At 41.8% G+C, this 1,782-nt stretch carries 2 protein-coding genes; one reads left to right on the top strand and one right to left on the bottom strand.

What is annotated here, in order from left to right:
- Positions 1 to 132: 132 nt before the first annotated feature.
- Positions 133 to 300, top strand: a complete 168-nt coding sequence (locus JHD69_RS19640) for a T9SS type A sorting domain-containing protein (RefSeq protein ID WP_199142037.1) — start codon at positions 133 to 135, stop codon at positions 298 to 300.
- A 225-nt stretch (positions 301 to 525) separates the two neighbouring features.
- Here JHD69_RS19640 and JHD69_RS19635 read toward each other — a convergent pair whose 3' ends face one another.
- A complete protein-coding gene (locus tag JHD69_RS19635; RefSeq protein WP_199142036.1) occupies positions 526 to 1,377 on the bottom strand; it encodes an N-acetylglucosamine kinase in 852 nt (283 codons plus the stop codon).
- Positions 1,378 to 1,782 lie beyond the last annotated feature (405 nt).

Raw genomic sequence — 1,782 nt, 5'->3', positions numbered from 1 at the left:
CCCCCCCCCCCCCCCCCCCCCCCCCCCCCCCCCCCCCCCCCCCCCCCCCCCCCCCCCCCCCCCCCCCCCCCCCCCCCCCCCCCCCCCCCCCCCCCCCCCCCCCCCCCCCCCCCCCCCCCCCCTCTTTAAGATGTGTATAAGAGACAGCAATTAGCCGTGCTGATCAATAAACAGGCGCAGGATGCTGGTAAAAAGGAATTTTTTTGGGAACTTTCTAAGAACAACATTACTTCTGGCATGTATATTTTGGTACTTCAGGTAGACAACAAAAACTACAGCCGAAAGATCATTGTACAATAAACCTAAACTAAAAACCAACCTAAACAAAAGTCCTCGATTATTTCGGGGATTTTTTTTGAAGTAGTTTTTGGGAGTTGTAGCTAGATTGCTCAATTGTTTAGAAGCAAGCTTTAGATCTAGGTCTTTTCTTTAGCTTTTGGCGGTCTCTTCGGCTTTTATCCCTAATCTTCAGTAAAAAAGCCCCGAAGTTTTGCTTCGAGGCTTCTATTTTGTGCTTGTATAAAATTATTTTTTGCTCAAGTGGTATTCCACCAGGTCGTCTATTGGCGAGCGGATGATTTTGCCAACACCCATTTCATAACGGTCGGCCACAATACTTAAGATATCTCTGAAGCTATAGCCTACAGATCCTACACAGTTTAGTTCGTAGTTTTTGTAGTTAGGGTAGTGGATCACCAGGTTTTCGAAGAAGGCGGTAAAGCCGTAGTCAACTACCGAGGTGGTGTAATCTTCGTAGCTTTCCTTGAAATCGTAAATAAACTTGCTAAAACCTGCACAGAAACGGTTAGGGAGCGGTTTGTTGTAGATATGGTCGAAAATATCCTCGTTGGTTAAGGCATAGTTGTCGTAAAAGCTTTCTCTTAGGCCTTTTGGCATATAGCCTTTCATGTAGTCGGCCAAGATGCGCTTGCCGATGTAACTGCCGCTGCCTTCATCGCCTAGGAAATAGCCTAGCGAATCGATGTTTAAGGTAATGTCGTTACCGTCGTATAAACACGTATTGGTACCTGTACCCAGAATGGCGGCAAAACCTGCTTCATCGCCTAAAAGTGCACGGCAAGAAGCCAGCAAATCATGGCCAACATTGATTTTGGCGTTCACAAAGACTTTTTGCATGGCATCTGCAACGATTTTTTTGTTCGCATCGGTAGAACAGCCTGCTCCGTAGTAATAAACTTCTGTTAGCTTTTCAGGCTCTAAATGATCCGGCAAAGAATTTCTCAGGGAGCTTTCGATGTAATCGCCTTTAGAAAAATAAGGGTTGTAGCCCTCGGTGTTAAAATGGATTTTTCTTCCGGCTTCATTGATCAGGCACCAATTGGTTTTGGTTGATCCACCATCTGCAATAACTATCATTTTTTGTTTTTTAGTTTAGTAAATTGGTAAAAAAGTCTACCAATATATGTGCCTTTTTTGAAATAAAAAATTAAAATTGAGTTTTTTATTCCTTAACAATTTCTTGATGTTAAAGATTTGAATTTATAGTTAAAACATCGGTTTTTTGTAAAGTGTATTTCATACACTATTTAGGCCTAAATCAGACCGAAATTTCAATTGGTATACGGTGGTTTTAACCATAAAAAAAAGCCTCCCGAATTTTTGGGAGGCTTTTGGATCGGTTTTTATGTTTTTAATTTTTGGTCAACGTATAGGTTCTGTTGTATTCGTCTAGAATCTACATTAGAAAATTTTATTTATTTCTTGATTAATTCTATATTCTTCAAACTATTACCTTTTTCCTGATAGAAAACAACTCTATCT

Source organism: Pedobacter sp. ASV12 (assembly GCF_016429155.1).
GTDB lineage: Bacteria > Bacteroidota > Bacteroidia > Sphingobacteriales > Sphingobacteriaceae > Pedobacter.
Note: the sequence above shows the minus strand (reverse complement) of the source record. Positions and strands in the feature narration are given on the sequence as shown.